16 protein-coding genes are annotated in these 20,426 nt (G+C 66.5%); 10 read left to right on the top strand and 6 right to left on the bottom strand.

Translation table 11 applies throughout. The features are described 5' to 3' along the window. Nucleotides 1-10 precede the first annotated feature (10 nt). Entirely contained in the window at nucleotides 11-718 is a 708-nt protein-coding gene (locus QX126_RS11205; protein ID WP_315780942.1) for a TetR/AcrR family transcriptional regulator, read from the top strand. Nucleotides 719-897: 179 nt separating this feature from the next. On the opposite strand, the gene QX126_RS11200 is transcribed toward QX126_RS11205, so the two are convergent. Then, on the bottom strand, nucleotides 898-1,392 hold the full coding sequence (locus tag QX126_RS11200; protein ID WP_315776574.1) for a ferritin-like domain-containing protein: 495 nt from the start codon (nucleotides 1,390-1,392) through the stop codon (nucleotides 898-900). A gap of 204 nt (nucleotides 1,393-1,596) precedes the next feature. On the opposite strand from QX126_RS11200, the gene QX126_RS11195 reads away from it, so the two are divergent. Then, nucleotides 1,597-3,453 carry an alkaline phosphatase family protein gene (locus QX126_RS11195; RefSeq protein ID WP_315780941.1) on the top strand — a complete coding sequence of 619 codons (1,857 nt, stop codon included), beginning with the start codon at nucleotides 1,597-1,599 and terminating at the stop codon, nucleotides 3,451-3,453. Nucleotides 3,454-3,712: 259 nt separating this feature from the next. Here the strand turns inward: QX126_RS11195 and QX126_RS11190 are convergent, their stop codons facing one another. Then, nucleotides 3,713-4,282 (bottom strand): hypothetical protein, encoded by a 570-nt coding sequence (locus QX126_RS11190; protein WP_315737674.1) that lies wholly within the window; start codon nucleotides 4,280-4,282, stop codon nucleotides 3,713-3,715. A gap of 363 nt (nucleotides 4,283-4,645) precedes the next feature. Here QX126_RS11190 and QX126_RS11185 point away from each other — a divergent pair, with 363 nt between their 5' ends. Further along, nucleotides 4,646-5,305, top strand: a complete 660-nt coding sequence (locus QX126_RS11185) for a peroxiredoxin (RefSeq protein ID WP_315737673.1) — start codon at nucleotides 4,646-4,648, stop codon at nucleotides 5,303-5,305. A gap of 108 nt (nucleotides 5,306-5,413) precedes the next feature. Here the strand turns inward: QX126_RS11185 and QX126_RS11180 are convergent, their stop codons facing one another. From QX126_RS11180 to QX126_RS11170, 3 genes are all read right to left on the bottom strand, one after another. Beyond that, complete coding sequence (locus QX126_RS11180) at nucleotides 5,414-5,815, bottom strand: DUF2177 family protein (RefSeq protein WP_315780940.1); 402 nt, start codon at nucleotides 5,813-5,815, stop codon at nucleotides 5,414-5,416. Nucleotides 5,816-5,887: 72 nt separating this feature from the next. Next, nucleotides 5,888-7,855 (bottom strand): DEAD/DEAH box helicase, encoded by a 1,968-nt coding sequence (locus tag QX126_RS11175; RefSeq protein WP_315780938.1) that lies wholly within the window; start codon nucleotides 7,853-7,855, stop codon nucleotides 5,888-5,890. Nucleotides 7,856-8,037: 182 nt separating this feature from the next. Continuing rightward, the gene (locus QX126_RS11170) at nucleotides 8,038-8,544 is read right to left on the bottom strand and encodes a Spy/CpxP family protein refolding chaperone (RefSeq protein WP_315737670.1); all 507 of its coding nucleotides are present in this window, start codon (nucleotides 8,542-8,544) and stop codon (nucleotides 8,038-8,040) included. A gap of 112 nt (nucleotides 8,545-8,656) precedes the next feature. On the opposite strand from QX126_RS11170, the gene QX126_RS11165 reads away from it, so the two are divergent. From QX126_RS11165 to QX126_RS11140, 6 genes are all read left to right on the top strand, one after another. Continuing rightward, nucleotides 8,657-9,169 (top strand): DUF6789 family protein, encoded by a 513-nt coding sequence (locus tag QX126_RS11165; RefSeq protein WP_315780936.1) that lies wholly within the window; start codon nucleotides 8,657-8,659, stop codon nucleotides 9,167-9,169. An 897-nt stretch (nucleotides 9,170-10,066) separates the two neighbouring features. Next, nucleotides 10,067-12,151: a hydantoinase/oxoprolinase family protein gene (locus tag QX126_RS11160; protein WP_315780935.1), complete on the top strand. Its 2,085-nt coding sequence runs from the start codon at nucleotides 10,067-10,069 to the stop codon at nucleotides 12,149-12,151. 1 nt (nucleotide 12,152) lies between these two features. After that, the gene (locus QX126_RS11155; protein ID WP_315780933.1) at nucleotides 12,153-13,811 is read left to right on the top strand and encodes a hydantoinase B/oxoprolinase family protein; all 1,659 of its coding nucleotides are present in this window, start codon (nucleotides 12,153-12,155) and stop codon (nucleotides 13,809-13,811) included. 274 nt (nucleotides 13,812-14,085) lie between these two features. Beyond that, nucleotides 14,086-15,087 (top strand): TRAP transporter substrate-binding protein, encoded by a 1,002-nt coding sequence (locus tag QX126_RS11150; protein ID WP_315780931.1) that lies wholly within the window; start codon nucleotides 14,086-14,088, stop codon nucleotides 15,085-15,087. Then, on the top strand, nucleotides 15,080-15,685 hold the full coding sequence (locus QX126_RS11145; RefSeq protein ID WP_315780929.1) for a TRAP transporter small permease: 606 nt from the start codon (nucleotides 15,080-15,082) through the stop codon (nucleotides 15,683-15,685). Before QX126_RS11150 ends, QX126_RS11145 begins: the two co-directional genes overlap by 8 nt. Nucleotides 15,686-15,773: 88 nt before the next feature. Next, nucleotides 15,774-17,078, top strand: a complete 1,305-nt coding sequence (locus QX126_RS11140) for a TRAP transporter large permease subunit (RefSeq protein WP_315780927.1) — start codon at nucleotides 15,774-15,776, stop codon at nucleotides 17,076-17,078. 9 nt (nucleotides 17,079-17,087) lie between these two features. Here the strand turns inward: QX126_RS11140 and QX126_RS11135 are convergent, their stop codons facing one another. Further along, on the bottom strand, nucleotides 17,088-18,791 hold the full coding sequence (locus QX126_RS11135; RefSeq protein WP_315780925.1) for a Cache 3/Cache 2 fusion domain-containing protein: 1,704 nt from the start codon (nucleotides 18,789-18,791) through the stop codon (nucleotides 17,088-17,090). A 127-nt stretch (nucleotides 18,792-18,918) separates the two neighbouring features. Between QX126_RS11135 and QX126_RS11130 the strand changes: the two genes are divergently transcribed. Further along, nucleotides 18,919-20,364, top strand: a complete 1,446-nt coding sequence (locus QX126_RS11130) for a deoxyribodipyrimidine photo-lyase (RefSeq protein WP_315780923.1) — start codon at nucleotides 18,919-18,921, stop codon at nucleotides 20,362-20,364. The last annotated feature ends 62 nt before the right edge of the window (nucleotides 20,365-20,426 follow it).

The raw sequence follows: 20,426 nt of genomic DNA, 5'->3' as shown, positions 1-20,426 counted from the left end.
TGAAAGTTGATTGGAACAACGTTCCAATCATGTCAAGATGATGGTCATGGCGAGCAGAACACAACGGACGGAACGGCGCGCGGATGCGCTCTCGAAGGAGAGAATCGTCGAGGCCGCGATCAAGATCCTCGACACCGAGGGCGAAAGCGCTCTGACCTTCCGCGCGCTCGCAGCTCGCCTGGCGACCGGCAGCGGGGCGATTTATTGGCACGTCGCCAACAAGAGCGATCTGCTCGCAGCGGCCACCGATGACGTCATTGCCCGTGTCATGACCGGCGTCGTGGGCGATGCAGAGCCGCGACAGGCGATCCGTGCCGTTGCCCTCGGGGTGTTCGACGCCATCGACGCCCACCCCTGGGTGGGTGCCCAGCTTTTCCGTGAACCGTGGCGGTCCGCGATGCTGCAGATCGTCGAAAGCGTCGGCGGACGGCTCCAGACGCTCGGTGTCCCCGAAAGCGCCCTGTTCGATTCCGCGTCCGCGCTCTTGAACTACATCCTTGGCGTGGCCGGGCAGAATGCCGCGAACGCCCGCCTCCTCCCGCGCGAGACGGACCGCGCGGCGTTCCTCCGATCGGTCGCCGCACGGTGGACACAGCTCGATCCCGCGGAGTATCCGTTCGTGCATCGGGTGGCGACGGAGCTGCGCGAGCACGACGACCGCGAGCAATTTCTTGCCGGCATCGACCTCATCCTGGCCGGGATCGGGACCATCCGATAGGCAGCGGCTGACTTGCAGCCCACCTGCCTCCTCCGAACGCAAGGAGATGCGCAACCGGCGGGAGAATATCGAGGTCGGCGCCTTGGCAGGCTCCAACCAGGCTCCGAAGGTGCGACTCGTGACGCCGCCGCCAGCGCTGGTGGCACGCTGGCGGCGTTGTGATCACGATCGGCCGATGGTCATGCCGCGGCTTCGTAGTTGACCGCAGTCTCAGCGATCTTGGTCAGCGTCTCGTCGGTCTTCCGCTCTTCGTTCAGCGTCTGGTCGAGCAGCTTGGCGGCCTTCGGCAGGTTGAGCTTGAGCGCCCAGGCCTTCAGGGTACCGTAGCGTGACATCTCATAGTGCTCCACCGCTTGGGCAGCGGCCAACAGACCGGCGTCGAGCGCCTGCGTCCCCTTGTACTCGTCCATGATCTCCTTGCCCTCGTCGATGATGCCCTCGATCGCATCGCACTTCTTGCCACGGGCGGGCTTGCCGATCAGCTCGAAGATCTGCTCGAGCCGCTCGATCTGGCCTTCGGTCTCCTCCTGGTGCTTCTCGAACGCCGCCGCCAGCTTCTCCGACTGCGCCGCCTTGGCCATTTTCGGCAGCGTCTTCAGGATCTGCTTCTCGGCGTAGTAGATGTCCTTGAGGGTATCGAGGAAGAGCTCGTTGAGGTCTTTGTCGGCAGGCATGGTGTGCTCCTGTTGATTGTGAGCCGACAACCAGAAAGCCATACCCTAGTTCCTGCCACCGACGAGCCCGCCGCAAGAAAATCCTGCCCGGAGCGCTGTCGGCGGCCTCCGAGCCTCTTGTAACAAAACTGTCACCCGGCAAAACTACAGCTCTTCCCTGCGGCGAGACGCCGCGATTCCGCCGATTGCCTTCAGGAGTTTTCAATGCGCCGCCCGCTCGTGCTGCTGTGCGCCGGACTGACCTTGCTGTCGTCCGGAGCCGCATTTGCGCAGAACGCCACCCCCCATAACCTCATCCTGTTCATTCCCGACGGCCTGCGTGCGCTCAAGGTGACGCCGGAGACCGCCCCGGCCATGGCCGCCGTCCGCGACAAGGGCGTCAACTTCAAGAATTCGCACTCGCTGTTTCCGACCTTCACGATGGCCAACGGCTCGGCCATGGCGACCGGCCACTATCTCGGCGACACCGGCACGTTCTCGAACACGATCTTCACGGGCTATACCTCGGCGCCGGCCGGCGGCACCGTCGTGCCCTTCATCGAGAACGACGCCGTGCTCGGCGATATCGACGAGCATTTCAACGGCGACTACCTCAACGAGGACACCATCCTGAAGCTCGCCCGCAAGGCCGGCTATTCGACCGCCGCGATCGGCAAAGTCGGCCCGACCTACCTGTTCGACCACACCGGCTGCCCTTGCAAGCCCGGCGCGACCTCCTCGATCGTGATCGACGATTCCACGGGCAACAAGAACGGCGTGCCTGTCACCGACGAGGTCAAGGACGCCATGACCAAGGCCGGCCTGCCGCTGGCGACGCCGTCGCGCGGCGACAACGGAAAGGCGGGCGACGCCAAGACGCCGGGCACGACCTCGGCCAACGTCGCGCAGCAGGCCTACATGGTCGACGTCGCCACCAAGGCGGTGCTGCCGATGTTCAAGGCCCGCAACAAGCCGTTCGTTCTGGTGTTCTGGTCGCGCGACCCGGACGGCAGCCAGCACAATCACGGCGACAGCCTCAACACCATCACGCCGGGCATCAATGGCCCGACGTCGATGGCCGGCATCAGGAATGCAGACGACAATCTGGCGGCGTTGCGCAAGGCGCTCGACGATCTCGGGCTTGCCGCCTCGACCAACATCATGGTCCAGGCCGACCACGGCTTCTCGACCATCTCCAAGGAGAGCAAGACCAGCCCATCGGCCAAGGTCAGCTACGACGACACGCCGAAGGACTTCCTGCCGATGGGCTTCCTGGCGATCGACCTCGCCAAGGCGCTCGACCTGCCGCTGTTCGATCCGAACGACAAGAACGCGGCGGTGCCCGACGGCAAGCACCCGAAGGCCGGCAACGGCGTGCTCGGCAAGGATCCAACCAAGCCCGATCTCGTCGTCGCCACCAATGGCGGCTCCGACCTGATCTATCTGCCCAACAACGACAGGAAGCTCGCCCGCCGCACCGTCAAGGCGCTGCTGGCGCAGGACTACGTCTCCGGCATCTTCGTCGACGACAAGCTTGGCGAGATTCCCGGCACGCTGCCGCTGTCGCGGATCAACCTGCAGGGCAAGGCGGTGACGCCGCATCCGGCGATCGTGGTCAACTTCCGCTCCTATGTCGCGCCGGGCTGCGATCAGCCGAGCAACTGCCAGGTCGAGGTCGCCGACACCGTGCTGCGCCAGGGCCAGGGCATGCACGGCTCGTTCGGCCGCGGCGACACCTACAGCTTCATGGCGGCCATCGGACCCGACTTCAAGGCGGGCTTCGTCGATCCCCTGCCCGTCAGCAATGCCGATGTCGGCATCACCGCGGCGAAGCTGCTCGACCTCAAGGTCGCTCCGAAGGGCAGACTGATCGGCCGCATCATGACCGAGGCGATGCCGAACGGCACCACGCCGAAGGCGACGTCGGACGTCACCAAGTCGGACCCGGCCGCCGGCGGCCTGCGCACCGTGCTGAAGCTGCAGCGCGTCGGCACCCAGCGCTATTTCGACGCCGCCGGCTTCCCCGGCCGCACCGTGGGACTCGACGACGAGGCGCCGAAGAAGACGGCGGCGGCAAAGTAGTCAGTCCGCCGCCTCTACGCGATCAGCAGAGTGCTCCACGAAAGTGGGGCATTTCTGTTTCGACTAGACGTGGTGCCGTAGCCCGGGTGAGCGCAGCGATACCCGGGGAGACCGTTCCCGCATGTCGCTTCGCCGATTGATTCACCGGCCGGGCGGCGCCATCAAGAGCCGTCATGCGATCGCCGCCGGTCAAAAAGAAAAGAGCGCGATGAGATCATCGCGCTCGTCGAGCTCGCGCCGTTGGATGAACGCGACGCGCTTACATGCCGATGTCGATCATCGACGGCAGTTGCGCCAGCGGCAGCACGGTGACGCCGACCAGCGTGGCGACCATCGCCATCAGCGCGCGGTTGCCCTGGCGCTTGCCGCGCATCTGCTTGGCGACCCATTCCAGCGCATCGGTGCGGAGGCCCCGCGCATTGACCGGAGCCCAGCTCTCGATCGCCGTCTCCGGCGACAGCGCCACGCTGCGCGGCGGCACCGGCAGGCCGGAGGCGGCGGCGGCATGATGCGCCACCGCCTTGGCGAGCAGATCCTCGAACCGGCCATCGTCCTTGCGCTCGGTCGCGGCAGCATCGATCGCGAACAGCGCTTCGGCCTCGGCGCGACTAACGGGCACGTCGTTGATCGCGGCAGCGCTCAGAATGCGCGCGCACCAGGCGGCGTCATCGGCATCGAGCACGCGGGAGAAATGCACGCGTCCCGCGGTGGTCGGACCCTCGCCGGTGATCACGCCGTCGCGCACGATGCCGAGCGCGAAAGCAGCGGTCTCACAGGAGGACGGTTCGAGACCATCGATGCCGATGGTTTTTGGTGCAGAGGTAGCCATGTTCTCTTCTCAGTTGCTGTGTTGACCCACCTTGTCGGCCCGCGTCTGAACGAGTGGTTAACGGTTCGAAACGGTGCTGTGGGTTTTTGTATCGGTTGCCGATTTGCCGCAGTGACCTCGATCACGGTTCAAAGCCAAGGGGCGTCAGGGGGCGGCGTGTTGCGACCAACAGATGGCGAAATCTGGGCAACCGGTCGTCTCATGGATGTTTCGCCGCAGCCCGGAAACTCAAAAGAAGTTGTTGGCCGCGTGAGCTTTGGAGCAATTATCTTCTCTTTTCCGTCAGCCAGTTCCCTTCCGCGGCGGCATTTCCTATAGTGTTTAGAAGATTTATTCCCGCCACCTGTACTGAAAGGGACTACCATGGCTCTCCAGATCGGCTCCACTGCCCCGGACTTCGAGGCAGACACCACCGAAGGCAAGATCAAATTCCACGACTGGATCGGCGACAGCTGGGCCCTCTTGTTCTCGCATCCGAAGGATTTCACCCCGGTGTGCACCACCGAGCTCGGCGCGCTGGCGCGGCTGAAGCCGGAGTTCGACAAGCGCGGTGTCAAGCTGATGGGCCTGTCGGTCGACCCGGTGGACAACCACGCCAAATGGTCGGAGGACATCCGCGAGACGCAGGGCGCGGCGCCGAACTATCCGATGATCGGCGACACCGACTACAACGTCTCCAAGCTCTACGACATGCTGCCGGCGGCGATCTCCGGTGATCCGTCCAAGCGCACCGCGGCCGACAATCAGACCGTCCGCAACGTCTTCATCATCGGGCCCGACAAGAAGATCAAGCTGATCCTGGTCTACCCGATGACCACCGGGCGCAACTTCCAGGAAATACTGCGCGTCATCGACTCGCTGCAGCTCACGTCAAAGCACCGCGTCGCCACCCCCGCCGACTGGAAGCAGGGTGAGGACGTCATCATCGCCGGCTCGGTGTCCGACGACGAGGCCAAGACGATCTATCCGAACGGCTGGAAGGCGCCCAAGCCCTATCTGCGCGTGGTGCCGCAGCCGAAGTGACGGCGGCAAACGACGTTTAACGACGTCATCCCGGGACGCCTCGCAGAGGCGGACCCGGGATCTCGATAGACTGGGCTCGAACTCTGAGCGCTTCGGGCCGACGCCACTTCAGCCCCGCGGCGTGACCCAGTCCGCGATCAGCAGGCCGAGCGTCGCCGACACCGCAGTCACGAACACGCCCCAGCTGATGTCGACCGCCACCACCGCCCAGGTCCACTGCTTGAGCATCGCCAGCGACGTCAGCTCGAAGGTCGCGTAGCAGAACAGCCCGAACAGCGCGCCGTAGAGCAAGGTCGAGCGCCATGTCGCGTCGGCCGTCCCGCTGACGAAGATCAGCACGCCCACGACATAGAGCAGATAGAACAGCACCGCCGGCACGGGATGGATCTCGCCCAGCATCTCGCCGACCTGCGACTGGAAGAAGCCCCTGGCGACGATGCTCAGGAACGGGATGTCGAAGCCGAGCAGCACGGCCAGCGTCGCGAAATACAGAACGGCGTACCGGCTCATGCGCGGCTCCTCCCTGGTGGCTCAGCTGCCGATAACGCGGAGCGACGGCAGCCCCCGCCTGGGCCGGGCCAATCAGCCGCGGCGTTTGGCCTTGGCCTTCTTTCCACCCGGCGCCTTCGACCGCGAGGGTCTGTCTGAATACGTCTGTCCGCCGTGGCTGGACTTGTCGCGATGCTGCTTTTTGTTCGCGAACGCCGGCTGTTGGCCGGGTTTCGCCGGCCCCTCGCGATGCGGCTTGGCGCGCGGCTTGGCGTCCCTGCCCCCACGCGGCTCATCGCGCTGCAGCGGATGGTAGGCCGTCTCGTCCGCCTCGCGCCGCGGCGGCCGCTTTTCGGCGCGCGGCCTGTCCGGCGACGCCGGCCCCGAGGGCGCGCCCGCCAGCGGCTCGATCCGGATATTGTCCTCCTTGTCGGGACGACGGATGTTCGCAGTGAAAGCGTCGGCGACGCGCGCGGCGATCTCGAACTCGGTCGTCGTGTCCTGGATCTTGATGGCGCCGATGTCGTGCTTGTCGATGCCGCCGCGGCGGCAGATCATCGGCAGCAGCCAGCGCGCTTCCGCATTCTTCCTGCGTCCGATCGCCGCCCGGAACCAGACGCTCGGCTCGCCCATGCCGTGGCGCGCCGACGGCTTTCCTGTCTTCGTTCGGGGCGCCGATGGCCGCTCCTCGCCGCGCGCCGGCCTGGCGGTGTCGCGACCGCGATCCTCGCGCGCACGGCCACGATCCTGGCCCGGATCGAGAATGTCCTCGGGCGACGGCAGCCGCGCGCGATAGAGCCGCGCCAATGCGGCGGCGATGTCCTCGGCCGACCGCTCCGCCAGCAGCGCCTGCGCGAGCGCCAGATCCTCCGCCGTCGTCTCCTCGGTGAACACCTGGTCGTGGAGCATGCGCTCCTGATCGAGCTTGCGGATCTCGTCCGCCTGCGGCGCCGCGCCCCACGCGGCCTCGATGCCGGCGAGGTTCAGCAGCGTTTCCGCCCGCCGTCGGCGGGCCGGCGGCACCAGCAGCACGCTGACGCCCTTGCGGCCGGCGCGGCCGGTGCGACCCGAGCGATGCTGCATCACCTCGGGATCATTCGGCAGCTCGGCGTGGACGACGAGGTCGAGCTTCGCGAGATCGATGCCGCGTGCTGCGACGTCGGTTGCCACGCACACCCGCGCGCGCCCGTCGCGCAGCGACTGCAGCGCCGTGGTCCGCTCGTTCTGGGTCAGCTCACCCGACAGCGCGACGACGGAAAAGCCGCGCTCCAGCAGCGCCGCCTGCAGATGGCGCACCTTCTCGCGGGTGTTGCAGAACACGATCGCGCTCGGCGACTCGTAGAAGCGCAGCACGTTGACGACCGCGTGCTCGACATCGTCGGCGGCGATGCGGATGGCGCGGTACTCGATGTCGGCATGCCCGCCTTCGTCGCCCTCGACCTCGATCCGGAAGGCGTCGTCCTGATACTGTTTGGCCAGCGCGACGATGCCGCGCGGGAAAGTCGCCGAGAACAGCAGCGTCCGGCGCGTTTCCGGCGTGGTCTCGAGGATGAACTCGAGGTCCTCGCGAAAGCCGAGATTGAGCATCTCGTCGGCCTCGTCGAGCACCACGGCCTTCAGTTCCGAGATATCGAGACGCCCGCGCCGCAGATGATCGCACAGCCGCCCGGGCGTGCCGACGACGATATGGGCCCCGGCCTCCAGCTCGCGCTGCTCGCGGCGCGGATCCATGCCGCCGACGCAGGAGACGACGCGCGCGCCCGCGTGCTGATAAAGCCATGCGAGCTCGCGCTGGACCTGCAAGGCAAGCTCGCGCGTCGGCGCCACGATCAGCGCCAGCGGCGCGGTGGCCCGCTCGAACCGCTCGGCCTCGCCCAGCAGGTTGTTCGCGAGCGCCAGCCCATAGGCCACGGTCTTGCCCGAGCCGGTCTGCGCCGAAACCAGGAGGTCACGGTCGACGGCGTCATGCGCAAGCACGGCGAGCTGTACGGGCGTCGGAGTCTCATAATTGCGCTCGGCCAGAGCGCGGGCGAGCGGCGGATTCGTCGTGGGAAAGGACAAGTGACCGGAAACCTCGTTTCGATCCGGCTGCTTTACGCCATGCCGCGCCGGAACACGAGGGCCGTGAACGGTCAAATCCTGTCCTGCTCAGTGCGCCCAGCCGGGCCGGGCGATACCGATGGTCGACGGCCGCGCGGCCCGGAAGATGCGAGACGCATGGCCACCGCTGCGCCAGATCTCGGCTACTCGTCGCTCCACGGCCAATGCCAGTGACGCCAGCCCCAGTTGCGCGGACCGCTGGCGTCCATGGCCGCCTTCTGCTTGTCATCGAGCGAGTCGTAGAGCGCCTGAAACGCCGGCCGGACGATCTTGATCGCCTGCTGCATCGTGTCGAGGCGCTGCTCCGCCAATGCGAGGCGGTCGGTCGCCTTGACCGGCGGCGTCGCCGGGCAGTCCTTCGTGATCAGCTCCGCCGCCTTGGCCGATGCCGCTTTGAGATCATCGAGCCGCGCCCGCTGCGCGTCGTTCGGCTTGATGGCGGCCTCGATCTGCGACATCCGCCATTCGGCAAATCCGGCCATGCGGGGATTGCAGAGGAAGCCGAAGCCCCGGCCGCCCATCATCCCGGGCCCCATCATCATGCCCGGGCCCCACCCTGGCCCGCCCGCGCCCGGCTGGGCAAAGCCCGGTGCGGCGGTGACGGTGACGATTGCGGCCGCGAAGACCAGCGCGCGTGGATCTAATCGCATAGCAGAACTCCTTGACGTCGTACCAATGAGTTTGCGCAAACTAAGCGAGCGGCGAGATCGCATGCTTGAGCGAGATCAACGAGCCACGGACGAGCCATGGCGAATAGAGGAGATGACAACGATCCGCAGCTATCGCTGGATATGGACGTCGGCGGTCGCATCGGGCTGCGGGACGCTGGCGCATATCGGCCTGATGGAGCTCAAGAGCCGGCTTCACCTATTGCCGCAGTTCGATCCCGCCTCGGCGCTTCTCGACACGCTCTCGCCCCTGTTCGCCCGAGCGATGCACGATGGGGCGCCGCTATGGTTGCTGTCGCAGCTCAACGGAGCCTTCCTGATCGGCCTGCTGTTCGGCCGCTTCTTCCACCGCCTGCCCGGCGGCAGCGGCGTCGCCAAAGGCTTCCTGCTCGGGGTCGCCGGCTGGGTGTTGCTCGGAATCGGTTTGTTTCCCGCCATCGGCCTTGGACCGTTCGCAACGTCGCTCGGGCTGGGCGCCGGCCCGGCGCTGTTTTCGCTGGCGATGGTCGAGGCGTACAGCGTCGTGCTGGGCGCCGTGTATGCGGCCCTGCAGAGACCGGATCCGAAGGCCGAGCTTCGCCGAGTCGGAGAAAGCGATCACGTCTGAGCGCCGCCGTCTCATCTACTTCGAAAAGACCGAAATTTTTCACTTTCGTTTTCTCGTAAACCATGTATGATCCGCGTCGTCCTGCCCCATGCAGAGGGACGTACGCGTCGGCACGAACGTCGGGTGCGGGATGCGGTGGCCGCAGTCATGCCGGACGCGCCTTCGGCGCAGACGACCGGCATGATTGCGGACGCGAAGTCGCAGCGTCCTGACACCCCGATGCTGGTGTTACGTTCGCGACGGCGCTCGAGGCGCCGCGCGGATCATGGTGGCCAACACGCTCGGCGCACCAGGGAGACTGCGTATAAGCGTGAAGACATCGCGCAGGGAATGCCGGTTGATCGGCTTTGCCTGTGGTACCTGCCGCCTGCATTTTTTTTCGCAGGCGGGCCATGGGTGAGGCCTTCACCCGGCATTCCCTGCACCCTCTCGTTTTGCAGAGGGTAAACAGGCCGCAGAACTCGGGCTGCTCATGCCGCGGGAATGCGAACGCACGTCTTCGAGATGCTCCCCACGCGCTCCGATCTCCGCTGTCGTCCCGGACAAGCCACGGCGCGCGTCAGCGCGACGCGGCGCCGATCCGGGACCCATACTCCGCGGCGGATATGATGTGGAGGGTGTCAAACGATCGGCCTGCCCCAAACCGCTCCCTGGGGTTATGGGTGCCGGCTTTCGCCGGGACGACAGCGGAGCATGTGAGCAGCACTGAACGCGGCGTCGTATTCAATGCTGCTAGCAAACAACCGCCCCACGATCAGCAAGGTTGCGCGCCCATCGCACCGCGACCTCAAATCCGCACCGCACCAAACGCAGAGCAGCAAGCTGCATCTCCGCTGGCGCAATGGCATAGGAATTGCTGAACTCGCACATCAATTCGTCGCTTGCGGAGACCATCGAATGCTTGAAGGAGCCGAAGTCCGGCTGGCCGTCGATATCGGAGGCACGTTCACCGATATCGTTCTCGACATCGGCTGTAAGCGCCGAACACGCAAGCTGCTGACGACGCCGACGCAGCCGGAGCAGGCCGTGCTGGACGGCACCCGCCTCATTCTCGCCGATGCGCGTGCGCGAATCTCCGACATCGACGTCTTCATTCACGGCACCACGCTCGCGACCAACGCCATCATCGAACGCCGCGGCGCCAAGACGGCGCTGATCGCCACTGAAGGCTTCCGCGATGTTCTGGATATTGGAACTGAGAGCCGCTACGACCAGTACGACCTCTCGATCGACAAGCCCAAGCCGCTGGTGCCGCGCAGCCTTCGGTTCACGGTGCCGGAGCGCGTCGATGCTCATGGAGATGTCAGGCTGCCGCTCGATGAAGCGGCAGTGCGCGCATTGGCGCCGCAGTTGCGCGCGCTCGATGTCACCAGCGTCGCCATCGCCTTCCTGCACGCCTACGCCAATCCCGCGCACGAGCGCCGTGCCGGCGAGATCCTGGCCGAGGAGATGCCGGGCGTCTCGATCACGCTGTCTTCTGCCGTCTGTCCCGAAATCCGGGAATACGAGCGGACGTCGACCGCGGTCGCCAACGCCTATGTGCAGCCGCTGATGGACAGCTATCTCGCCCGCATGGAGCAGGCGCTGCAAGTCGAGCAGTTCCGCGGCGCGATCTATCTCGTCACGTCGGGCGGCGGCGTCACCTCGATCGCGACCGCGCGGCGCTTCCCGGTGCGCCTCGTGGAATCCGGTCCTGCGGGCGGCGCGATCTTCGCCGGCCAGATCGCAGCTACGCTCGGCGAGCGCAAGGTGCTGTCGTTCGACATGGGCGGCACCACTGCCAAGATCTGCCTGATCGAGAATTTCGAGCCGGAGAGCTCGCGCGTGTTCGAGGTCGATCGCGCCGCGCGCTTCCTCAAAGGCTCCGGCCTGCCGGTGCGCATTCCCGTCATCGAGATGGTCGAGATCGGCGCCGGCGGCGGCTCGATCGCGCGCATCGATGCGATGAAGCGGGTCACCGTGGGCCCCGAGAGCGCCTCCTCCGAGCCGGGACCTGCCTGCTACGGCCGCGGCGGCCAGCGTCCGGCCGTGACCGATTCCGACGTCGCGCTCGGCATGATCGATCCCGACGCATTCGCCGGCGGCACCATCAGGCTCGATCCCGAGCTGTCGAAACAGGCCCTGCTCCGCGACGTCGGCGCGCCGCTCGGCCTCAACGCGGAGACCGCCGCCTACGCCGTGCACGAGGTGGTGTGCGAGAACATGGCGAGCGCGGCCCGCGTCCACGCCGTCGAGCGTGGCGCGGTGATCGGCCATCACACGCTGATCGCGTTCGGCGGTGCTGCGCCGCTACATGCCGCCCGCGTCGCCGAGAAGATCGGCGTCACCAGGGTGATCGTGCCATCCAACGCCGGCGTCGGCTCGGCGGTCGGCTTCCTCGCCGCTCCCATCGCCTATGAGCTGGTGCGCAGCCGCCATGCCCGGCTCGACGGCTTCGATACGGCCCTCGTCTCCGGCCTGCTGCAGGAGATGGCGGACGAGGCCCGCGCGCTGGTCGAGCACGGCGCATCCGGAGCGCCATTGCGCGAACGCCGCGTCGCCTTCATGCGCTATGTCGGCCAGGGTCACGAGATCACGGTCGAGCTACCGAACCGTCCGCTGACCGTGGACGATCTCACCACGCTGCGCGCGACCTTCGAGGCCGGCTACGCCGCATTGTTCGAGCGCGCCATCCCGGGCGCCGCGATCGAGGTGCTGAGCTGGTCGATGCTGGTCACGACCGAGCCGCGCAATCCCACGGCGGTTGCCGAGGTGACGCGCAAGCCCGCAGGGCCAGCCGCCGGCCATCGCAAATTCTTCGACGGCCGCGCCGGGCACTTCGTCGAGATCCCGCTGTATCGCCGCGAGCAGATGGCGCCGGGCGCCGTCATCGCCGGCCCCGCCGTGATCGCCGAGGACGAGACCTCGACCTTCATCTCCAACAGCTTCGATGCGCACATCGACGGTGCCGGCAGCATCGTCATGGAACGGAAGGCGGCCTGAGATGAGCCAGTCACAAGCGACGAGCCTGATCGACCTGCAGATCATGTGGCACCGGCTGATCGCCGTGGTCGAGGAGCAGGCCCAGGTTCTGCTGCGCACCGCCTTCAGCCCGATCGTGCGCGAATGCGGCGACCTCTCCGCCGGCGTGTTCGACCTGAAGGGACGCATGCTGGCGCAGGCCGTCACCGGCACGCCGGGCCACGTCAACTCGATGGCGGAATCGGTGAAGCACTTCATCGCGCACTTCCCGATCCACACGATGAAGCCGGGCGATGCCTACATCACCAACGATCCCTGGATGGGCACCGGCCATCTCAACGATTTCGTCGTCACCACCCCCTGCTTCAAGGACGGCCAGCCGGTCGCTCTGTTCTCCTGCACCAGCCACCTGATGGACATCGGCGGCATCGGCTTCGGCCCTGACGGCACCGACGTGTTCATGGAAGGGCTGTACATCCCGATGCTGAAGCTGATCGACCAGGGCGTCGTCAACGAGACGCTGATGGCGATGATCCGCGCCAACACCCGGCTGCCGGTCGACACCGAGGGCGACACCTATTCGCTCGCCGCCTGCAACGATGTCGGCTGCCAGCGCCTGGTCGAGATGATGCGGGAGTTCGGCATCGCCTCGCTCGATGAGCTCGGCGACTACGTCTGCGACCGCTCGCGCGAGGCGGTGCTGGCCGAGATCGCCAAGCTGCCGAAGGGCACCTGGCGCAACGAGATGGTGGTCGACGGCTATGATGCGCCGGTCACGCTCAAGGCGGCGCTGACGATCTCGGACGACGGCATCCACGTCGACTTCGACGGCACCTCGCCCGCCTCGAAATTCGGCATCAACGTGCCGCTGTCCTACACCACGGCCTACACCGTGTTCGGGCTCGGCTGCGTGGTGGCCTCTGATATTCCCAACAATGCCGGTTCGCTGTCGCCGCTCACGGTCTCGGCGCCGTCGGGCGCGATCCTGAATGCGCCGAAGCCGGCGCCGGTCGCCTCACGCCATGTCATCGGCCAGATGCTGCCCGACGTCGTGTTCGGCTGCCTCAGGCAGATCATCCCGGAGCGCGTGCCGGCCGAGGGCACCTCCTGCCTGTGGAATCTCAACGTGCGCGGCCAGACCCGCTCCGGCGCCGGCGGCAATTACGGGTTCTCGATGGCGGTGACCTCGAACGGCGGCACCGGTGCCCGCTTCGACAAGGACGGGCTGTCGGCGACCGCCTATCCCTCCGGCGTGCGCGGCACGCCGGTCGAGATCGCCGAGACGCAGACGCCGCTGATCTTCTGGCGCAAGGAGCTGCGCCCGGATTCCGGCGGCGCCGGCCGCACCCGCGGCGGCCTCGGCCAGATCATCGAGGTGGGCAGCGGCGTCGACGCGCCGTTCGACATCCTCGCCGCCTTCGACCGCATCGACCACCCGCCGCGCGGCCGCGACGGCGGCCACAACGGCCAGGCCGGCTATGTCGGGCTCAAGTCGGGAAAGAAGCTGCGCGGCAAGGGTTTCCAGACCGTGCCGCCGGACGACCGGCTGGTGGTGCTGACACCCGGCGGTGCCGGCATCGGCGATCCCAGGGAGCGGGCCGCAGAGCTGGTGCGGAGCGATGTCGAGAGCGGGCTGATATCGGCGGACAATGCAGCAAAGCTCTACGGACAGGCGCGGTGAGATCTCATGCCCGCCGGAACATTTATGGCCTCATGGTTCGAGACGCGTCGCAAGGGCGACGCTCCTCACCATGAGGGTTTAGTACCGCGATCGATGCTGCACATTGACCATGAGATAAGTCCTCATGGAGAGGATCAGCATCTTGCCGCGCAACGTACCCTCATCCTGAGGAGCCCGCCGCAGGCGGGCATCTCGAAGGATGGCCGCGAGCATAGTGCTCGCCCAACCTTTTTCGATCTCGTGCAATAGCTCAGCAACGAACCCGGAGACACTCATGATCACGCGACGGACGTTCACGGCAGGTGCAGCGACCCTGCTCGCAGCCAGCCACGTCTCAACGCGGGCACGCGCCGCAACGACGACCTGGGACATGTCGACGGTCTGGCCCGACGGCAACTTCCACACCCAGAATGCGATGGCCTTTGCCGAGGAGGTGAAAAAGCAGACCGGCGGTGCGGTCAACATCACCGTGAAGGCCGGCGGTCAGCTTGGCTTCAAAGGACCAGAGCATCTGCGCGCCGTGCGCGACGGCCTGGTGCCGCTGGCGGACGTGCTCAACATCCAGCAGGTCGGCGACGAGCCGTTCATGGGCGTCGAGAGCATCCCGTTCCTCGCCGGCTCGATGGACGAGCTCAAGGTGCTGCACAAATATGTGCGGCCCGAATATGAGAAGATCGCCGCGCGCAACAACCAGAAGATCCTCTACATCGTGCCGTGGCCGACGCAGTACCTGCACCTCAAGGCCAAGGTTGCCGACGTCGCCGGGCTGAAGAACATCAAGGTCCGCGTGCCCGACAAGAACGCGGTCGACATGCTCAACGCCATCGGCATGGCCGCCGTGATGATTCCCTGGGGCGAGACCATCCCGGCGCTGGCCTCTGGCGCGGTGGCGGGCGTGTCGACCTCGGCAGTCTCGGGCGTCGACGGCAAGTTCTGGGAGTTCCTCAAGTTCATCTATCCGACCAACCATGTGTGGTCGTCGCAGATGCTGAACGTGAACCTGGATTCCTGGAAGGCGCTGACGCCGGAGCAGCAGAAGACGGTTGCCGACATCGCTGCGAAGATGGAGCCCGCCTTCTGGACCAACTCCCTCAAGGCCGACGCCGACAGCCTGAGCCGGCTCAAGGAGGGCGGCATGGAGGTGGTGCCGGTGTCGGACGCGATGATGACGGAGATCCGCACCAAGACGGCGCCGCTGATGGATGCGTTCCTGAAGCGCGTGCCGGCCGCGGAAACGCCGGTGAAGGCCTATCTTGCCGAGATGAAGCGTGGCTGAGGCCCTCGTGGAGCCGTCGCCGGGCGATCAGGCGAGCCTCAATGCAGCGGCGCCTGCGCCGCTGCGAATCCTGCTCGACGTCATCGACCGGCTCGGCCGGCTCGATGGCTGGATCGGCGGCGGCTGCCTGCTGACCTTGACCGGCCTGATGCTGGCGGAGGTGACGACGCGGGCGCTGTCGAACGTGCTGCCGTTCTTTCCGCCGACGATCTCGATCGCCTGGGAGTACTCGTCCTATTTGATGGCGGCCTCGTTCACCTTCGGCGCCGCCATGACGTTGCGGGTCGGCGGCCACATCCGCGTGGTGCTGCTGTTGAAGAACGCGCCGGCGCCGCTGCAGCGCGCGATGGAGGTGCTGGCGGCTGTGGCCGGCTTCGCCTTCATGGCGTTCCTGACCTCGGCCATGACCAAATTCGCGTGGAGCTCGTTTGTCCGCGGGCAGGTCTCGACCTCGAGCGACACGCCGCTGTGGTTTCCGCAAGCCGTCGTCACCTTCGGCATGCTGCTCCTGACCCTGCAATTCCTCGCGCGTGCAATCCAGGCCGCGCTGGGGCTGCCCGTGGAGGATCACCGGATGAAGGCCTCGCCGGTCGAATGAAAACGTCCTCCCTCCGTCATGCCCGGGCTTGTCCCGGGCATCCACGTCCCTCCCCGCCCGCCCCACTCACCGCGGACTCCGTCGCCTCATGACCATCGAAGTCATCGCCCTGTTCGCCATCCTGTTCGCGCTGCTGGCCGGCGGCCTGTGGATCGGGCTGACGCTTGCCTTCACCGCAACCCTGCTGCTGGCGATGTTCCGGTCGATCCCGCTGGACAAGCTGCTTCCGCAATATGCCTGGAACATCCTGACCACCCAGGAGCTGCTGGCGCTGCCGCTGTTCATCCTGATGGGCGAATTGCTGTTCCGCACTCGGCTGTCGCGCTCGCTGTTCCAGGGCCTGGCGCCGTGGGCCGGCCTGCTGCCGGGCCGCCTGCTCCACGTCAACGTCATCGGCTGCACCATCTTCGCCGCGATCTCCGGCTCGTCGGCGGCGACGACGCAGGTGATCGGCCGGATGTCGCTCAACGAGCTGCTGCGCCGCGGCTATTCGCGCGACATCGCGATCGGCTCGCTGGCCGGCGCCGGCACGCTCGGCTTCCTGATCCCGCCGTCGAACATCATGATCATCTATGGCGTGCTCGGCGACGTCTCGATCCTCAAGCTGTTCACCGCCGGCGTGCTGCCGGGGCTGCTGCTGGCCGGCACCTTCATGGGCTGGGTGATGCTGCACACCACGCTGAAGCCTTCGATGGTGCCGAAGGCGGAGGCGCTGCTGTCGCAGGTCCCCTGGGCCGAGCGCTTCGCGGCGCTGAAGGACCTGGCGCCGGCCCTGTTCCTGATCGCTTGCGTGCTCGGCTCGATGTATGGCGGCCTCGCCACGCCGTCGGAGGCCGCCGCCGTCGGCGTGCTTGGCGCGGCGCTGGTCGCCTATTTTCAGGGGTCGATGTCGCAGCAGGTGGTGCGCGACGTGATGATCGGCTCGGTCATCACCTGCTCGATGATCGCGCTGATCGTGCTCGGCGCGTCGATCCTGGGCAATGCCGCGGCCTTCCTCGGCATCCCGCAAGCCGTGGCCGCCTTCGTGAAGGGGCTCGGCCTGTCACCGTTCATGCTGATCGCCGTGCTGATCGTGTTCTACCTGATCCTCGGCTGCTTTCTCGACGGCTTCTCGATGATCGTGATGACGCTCCCGATCGTGCTGCCGATCGTGAAGGGCGCCGGCTTCGACGAGGTCTGGTTCGGGATCTTCCTGGTGCTTGCCGTCGAGATGGCCCAGATCACGCCGCCGGTCGGCTTCAACCTGTTCGTGATTCAGGGACTGACGGAGGACGGTCTCGGCTACATCGCCCGCGTGACCGCCCCCTACCTCGTCATCATGATTGCCTTCGTGTTGCTGCTCACGCTGTTTCCGGGCATCGTGACCATCCTGCCACGATGGCTCTACGGGTGAGCAGCCGTGTCAGGCCGCGCGCATGCCGTCGAGGAACTTCTGCACCTCGGCCTTCAGCCGCAGGCTCTCGCTGGACAGCGCCTGGGCGGACGCGAACATCCGGTTGGAGCTTTCGCCGGTCTCGCCTGCCCCACGCGCCGCGCTGCGGATGTTCTCGACGACCTCTGCGGTGCCGGTCGCGGCCGAGCGGACGCTCTGGGTGATGTTCTGCGTGGCGGCGCGCTGCTGTTCGACGGCGGCCGAGATCGAGGCGGCGATCCCGTTGATGCGCTCGATGGTCGAGCCGATCGCCTTGATGGCGTCGACCGATTCCTGGGTCACGGTCTGCATGTTGGCGATCTGGCTGGAGATCTCCTCCGTCGCCTTGGCGGTCTGCCCGGCCAGGGTCTTGACCTCCTGAGCGACCACCGCGAAGCCGCGGCCGGCATCGCCGGCCCGGGCCGCCTCGATGGTGGCGTTGAGCGCCAGCAGGTTGGTCTGCTCGGCAATCGAGGTGATCAGCTTGACCACGTCACCGATGCGATTGCCGGCGTCGGAGAGCTCCTTGATGCGCTGGTCGGTCGCGGTCGCCTGGTTGACCGCCTCGGCGGCGATGGCGTTGGACTCCTGCACGCGACGGATGATCTCGGCGATCGAGCCGGACAGCTCGTCCGAGGCAGCAGCCGCAGTGCGGACGTGCTCGGAGGCGGTTTCCGAAGCGCCGGCCGAGTGGCCGGACAGGTCGGCGGTGGTCCGCGCGGTCTGGGTGAGCTGGCGCGCCTCGCGCTCGAACTCGCCCGACGAGGTCAGGACGTTCTCGATGATGCCGCCGATGCTGGCCTGGAACGAATCGACGAAACGCTGCAGCTCGGCCTTGCGCTGCTCGACGGCCGCGGCGGCCGCAGCCGTCTGCTCCTCGCGCATCCGGCGCCGCTCGCTCGCGGCACTGCGGAACACGACCAGGCTGCGGGCGATCTCACCGATCTCGTCGCTGCGGTCATCGGACTTGATCGCAACGTCCTCGCGGCCCTCGGCGATGGCGGTGAGCGCGTCGGTCACCGCGGCGAGAGGCTTGGTGACGCGGCGTACCGCCAGCATGGTCAAGCCGAGCACCAGCAGCGCGGCGATCGCAGCGGCGACGACCATGGTCCGCATCGCCTGCGACAGCATGGCGTCGAGCTCGGCCATGGGCACGCCGACATAAAGAATGCCGATCACCTTTCCAGTCGGATTGGTGACGGGAAAATAAGCGGTCATGAACGACTTGCCGAACAGCGTCGCGGGGCCCTTGTAAGCCTCGCCGCGGCGCAGCAGCGCCTGCGCCGGATGATCCGCGGCAAGCTGGGTGCCCACGGCGCGGTCGCCATTCTCCTTCTTCACGTTGGTCGAGCGGCGGACGAACTGGCCGCTGTCATCGACCACGAACAGCGTGGCGCTGCCGCCGACATAGGACACCGCGCGATCGACGATCGCGTGATCCTTGATCTCGGGAATCGCCGTAATCTCGATGCGCGTAACGACGCCGTTCTGCACGCTGACTTTCGCGTCCTTGAACGTTTCGGTGAACGTCAGCGCAAAGGTGCGAAGATTGCCTTCGATGTCGCGCTTGGCGCGGTCGGCGAAGTCAGAGGACAGCGACCAGTACGCTGCGCCGACGACCAGGGCGGTATTCAGGGCGATCACGACAACGGCACCGATCAGCGCCTTGGTGCCGAGCTTCAATTTGACGGACACGTCATAAACCTTCCAGGGGAACTGCAACTGAATCTCAAAGTGCCCGTAGTTCGTTTCAAAGCAGTTATTTTCCGGAACGTAGAATACCGGAACTCTCTATAAAAACGGAAGTAAAGACACCCTGATCATGTCCTCCTCCCCCATCATCGTGTGGTTTCGCGAGAGCCTGCGGCTCTCTGACCACCCCGCGTTGTATGAAGCAGCCAGGTCGGGCACTCGGATCGTTTGTAGTTACGTCCACGATCAGGAAAGCCCTGGGTTGCGTCCGCTCGGCGGCGCGACGCGCTGGTGGCTCGCGCAATCGTTGCGTGCACTCCAGGCCGAACTACATGCGCTCGGCGCCGGGCTCGTGATCCGCCGTGGAGCCGCGGCCGAGGTGCTCTGCGAACTGGCGCGTGAGACCAAGGCCGGCGCGGTGTACTGGAACGATGTCGCGCAGGCCGCCCCCCGCGCCGTGGCTGCCGATGTCGAAGCAGCACTCGCCGAGATCGGCGTCTCTTCACGCGTGTTTCCCGATGACCTTCTGGTCGATCCGGCCGAGTTGCGCGGCAAGGATGGACGCGGGCCGCGCGTGTTCACGCCGTTCTGGAAGCGCGTGCTCGCTCTGGGTGATCCGCCGAAGCCGCTGCCGCGGCCGGCCCGGCTGTCGCACGCCCCCGGCGGCGCGAGCTTGCCGATCGACGAGCTCGCGCTCGAGCCGCTCAAGCCCGACTGGGCCGGCGGCCTGCGCGCGTCATGGCATGCCGGCGAGCGCGCGGCACAGGCGCGCCTCGCCAGCTTTCTCGAAACGGCCGTTCAGACCTATGCCGCCGATCGCGACCGGCCCGACATCGAGGCGACCTCCCGGCTGTCGCCGCATCTGCGCTTCGGCGAGATCAGCCCGCGCCAGGTCTGGCATGCGGCGCGATTTGCCGCCGCCGAGCGTCCGGCTTCCGCCGCCGGCATCGACAAGTTCCTGAGCGAGCTCGGCTGGCGCGAGTTCAGCCGCCACCTGCTCTACAACAATCCCGACCTCGCAACCCGCAACCTGCAGCCGTCATTCGACGCCTTTCCCTGGGCTCAGGATGATGCAGCGCTGCAGGCCTGGCAGCGCGGGCGAACCGGATATCCGATCGTCGACGCCGGCATGCGCGAGCTCTGGCATACCGGGAGCATGCACAACCGCGTCCGTATGGTGGTCGCCTCGCTGCTCGTGAAGCACCTTCTGATCGACTGGCGGCTCGGCGAACAGTGGTTCTGGGACACGCTGGTCGACGCCGACCCGGGCAGCAATCCGGCAAGTTGGCAATGGGTTGCAGGATCGGGCGCCGACGCCGCGCCGTACTTCCGCGTCTTCAATCCCGTGCTGCAGGGCGAGAAGTTCGATTCTCACGGGACCTATGTCCGCCGCTGGGTGCCGGAGCTGGCGCGCCTGCCGGCCGCGCTGGTCCACCAGCCCTGGGCGGCAAAGCCGCTCGAGCTCGCGGAGGCCGGGGTTGCACTCGGCCGCACCTACCCGGCGCCGTTCGTGGATCACAAGCCCGGGCGGGAGCGCGCGCTGGCAGCCTACGCGAGCTTGCGCACAAGTGATTAGTTGGGGTGCGCTTTGACAGCACGGAGAATCCAGCTATCGTCGCAGGGTTTCCAACAAATCGG

The organism is Bradyrhizobium sp. SZCCHNPS1003 (assembly GCF_032381555.1).
Classification (GTDB): domain Bacteria; phylum Pseudomonadota; class Alphaproteobacteria; order Rhizobiales; family Xanthobacteraceae; genus Bradyrhizobium.
Note: the sequence above shows the minus strand (reverse complement) of the source record. Positions and strands in the feature narration are given on the sequence as shown.

Excerpts from the sequence above, each read along its gene's own strand:
- QX126_RS11200 (WP_315776574.1), bottom strand. The coding sequence starts at position 1,392 with ATGCCTGCCGACAAAGACCTCAACGAGCTCTTCCTCGATACCCTCAAG.
- QX126_RS11195 (WP_315780941.1), top strand. The coding sequence starts at position 1,597 with ATGCGCCGCCCGCTCGTGCTGCTGTGCGCCGGACTGACCTTGCTGTCG.
- QX126_RS11190 (WP_315737674.1), bottom strand. The coding sequence starts at position 4,282 with ATGGCTACCTCTGCACCAAAAACCATCGGCATCGATGGTCTCGAACCG.
- QX126_RS11185 (WP_315737673.1), top strand. The coding sequence starts at position 4,646 with ATGGCTCTCCAGATCGGCTCCACTGCCCCGGACTTCGAGGCAGACACC.
- QX126_RS11180 (WP_315780940.1), bottom strand. The coding sequence starts at position 5,815 with ATGAGCCGGTACGCCGTTCTGTATTTCGCGACGCTGGCCGTGCTGCTC.
- QX126_RS11170 (WP_315737670.1), bottom strand. The coding sequence starts at position 8,544 with ATGCGATTAGATCCACGCGCGCTGGTCTTCGCGGCCGCAATCGTCACC.
- QX126_RS11165 (WP_315780936.1), top strand. The coding sequence starts at position 8,657 with ATGACAACGATCCGCAGCTATCGCTGGATATGGACGTCGGCGGTCGCA.
- QX126_RS11160 (WP_315780935.1), top strand. The coding sequence starts at position 10,067 with ATGCTTGAAGGAGCCGAAGTCCGGCTGGCCGTCGATATCGGAGGCACG.
- QX126_RS11155 (WP_315780933.1), top strand. The coding sequence starts at position 12,153 with ATGAGCCAGTCACAAGCGACGAGCCTGATCGACCTGCAGATCATGTGG.
- QX126_RS11150 (WP_315780931.1), top strand. The coding sequence starts at position 14,086 with ATGATCACGCGACGGACGTTCACGGCAGGTGCAGCGACCCTGCTCGCA.
- QX126_RS11140 (WP_315780927.1), top strand. The coding sequence starts at position 15,774 with ATGACCATCGAAGTCATCGCCCTGTTCGCCATCCTGTTCGCGCTGCTG.
- QX126_RS11130 (WP_315780923.1), top strand. The coding sequence starts at position 18,919 with ATGTCCTCCTCCCCCATCATCGTGTGGTTTCGCGAGAGCCTGCGGCTC.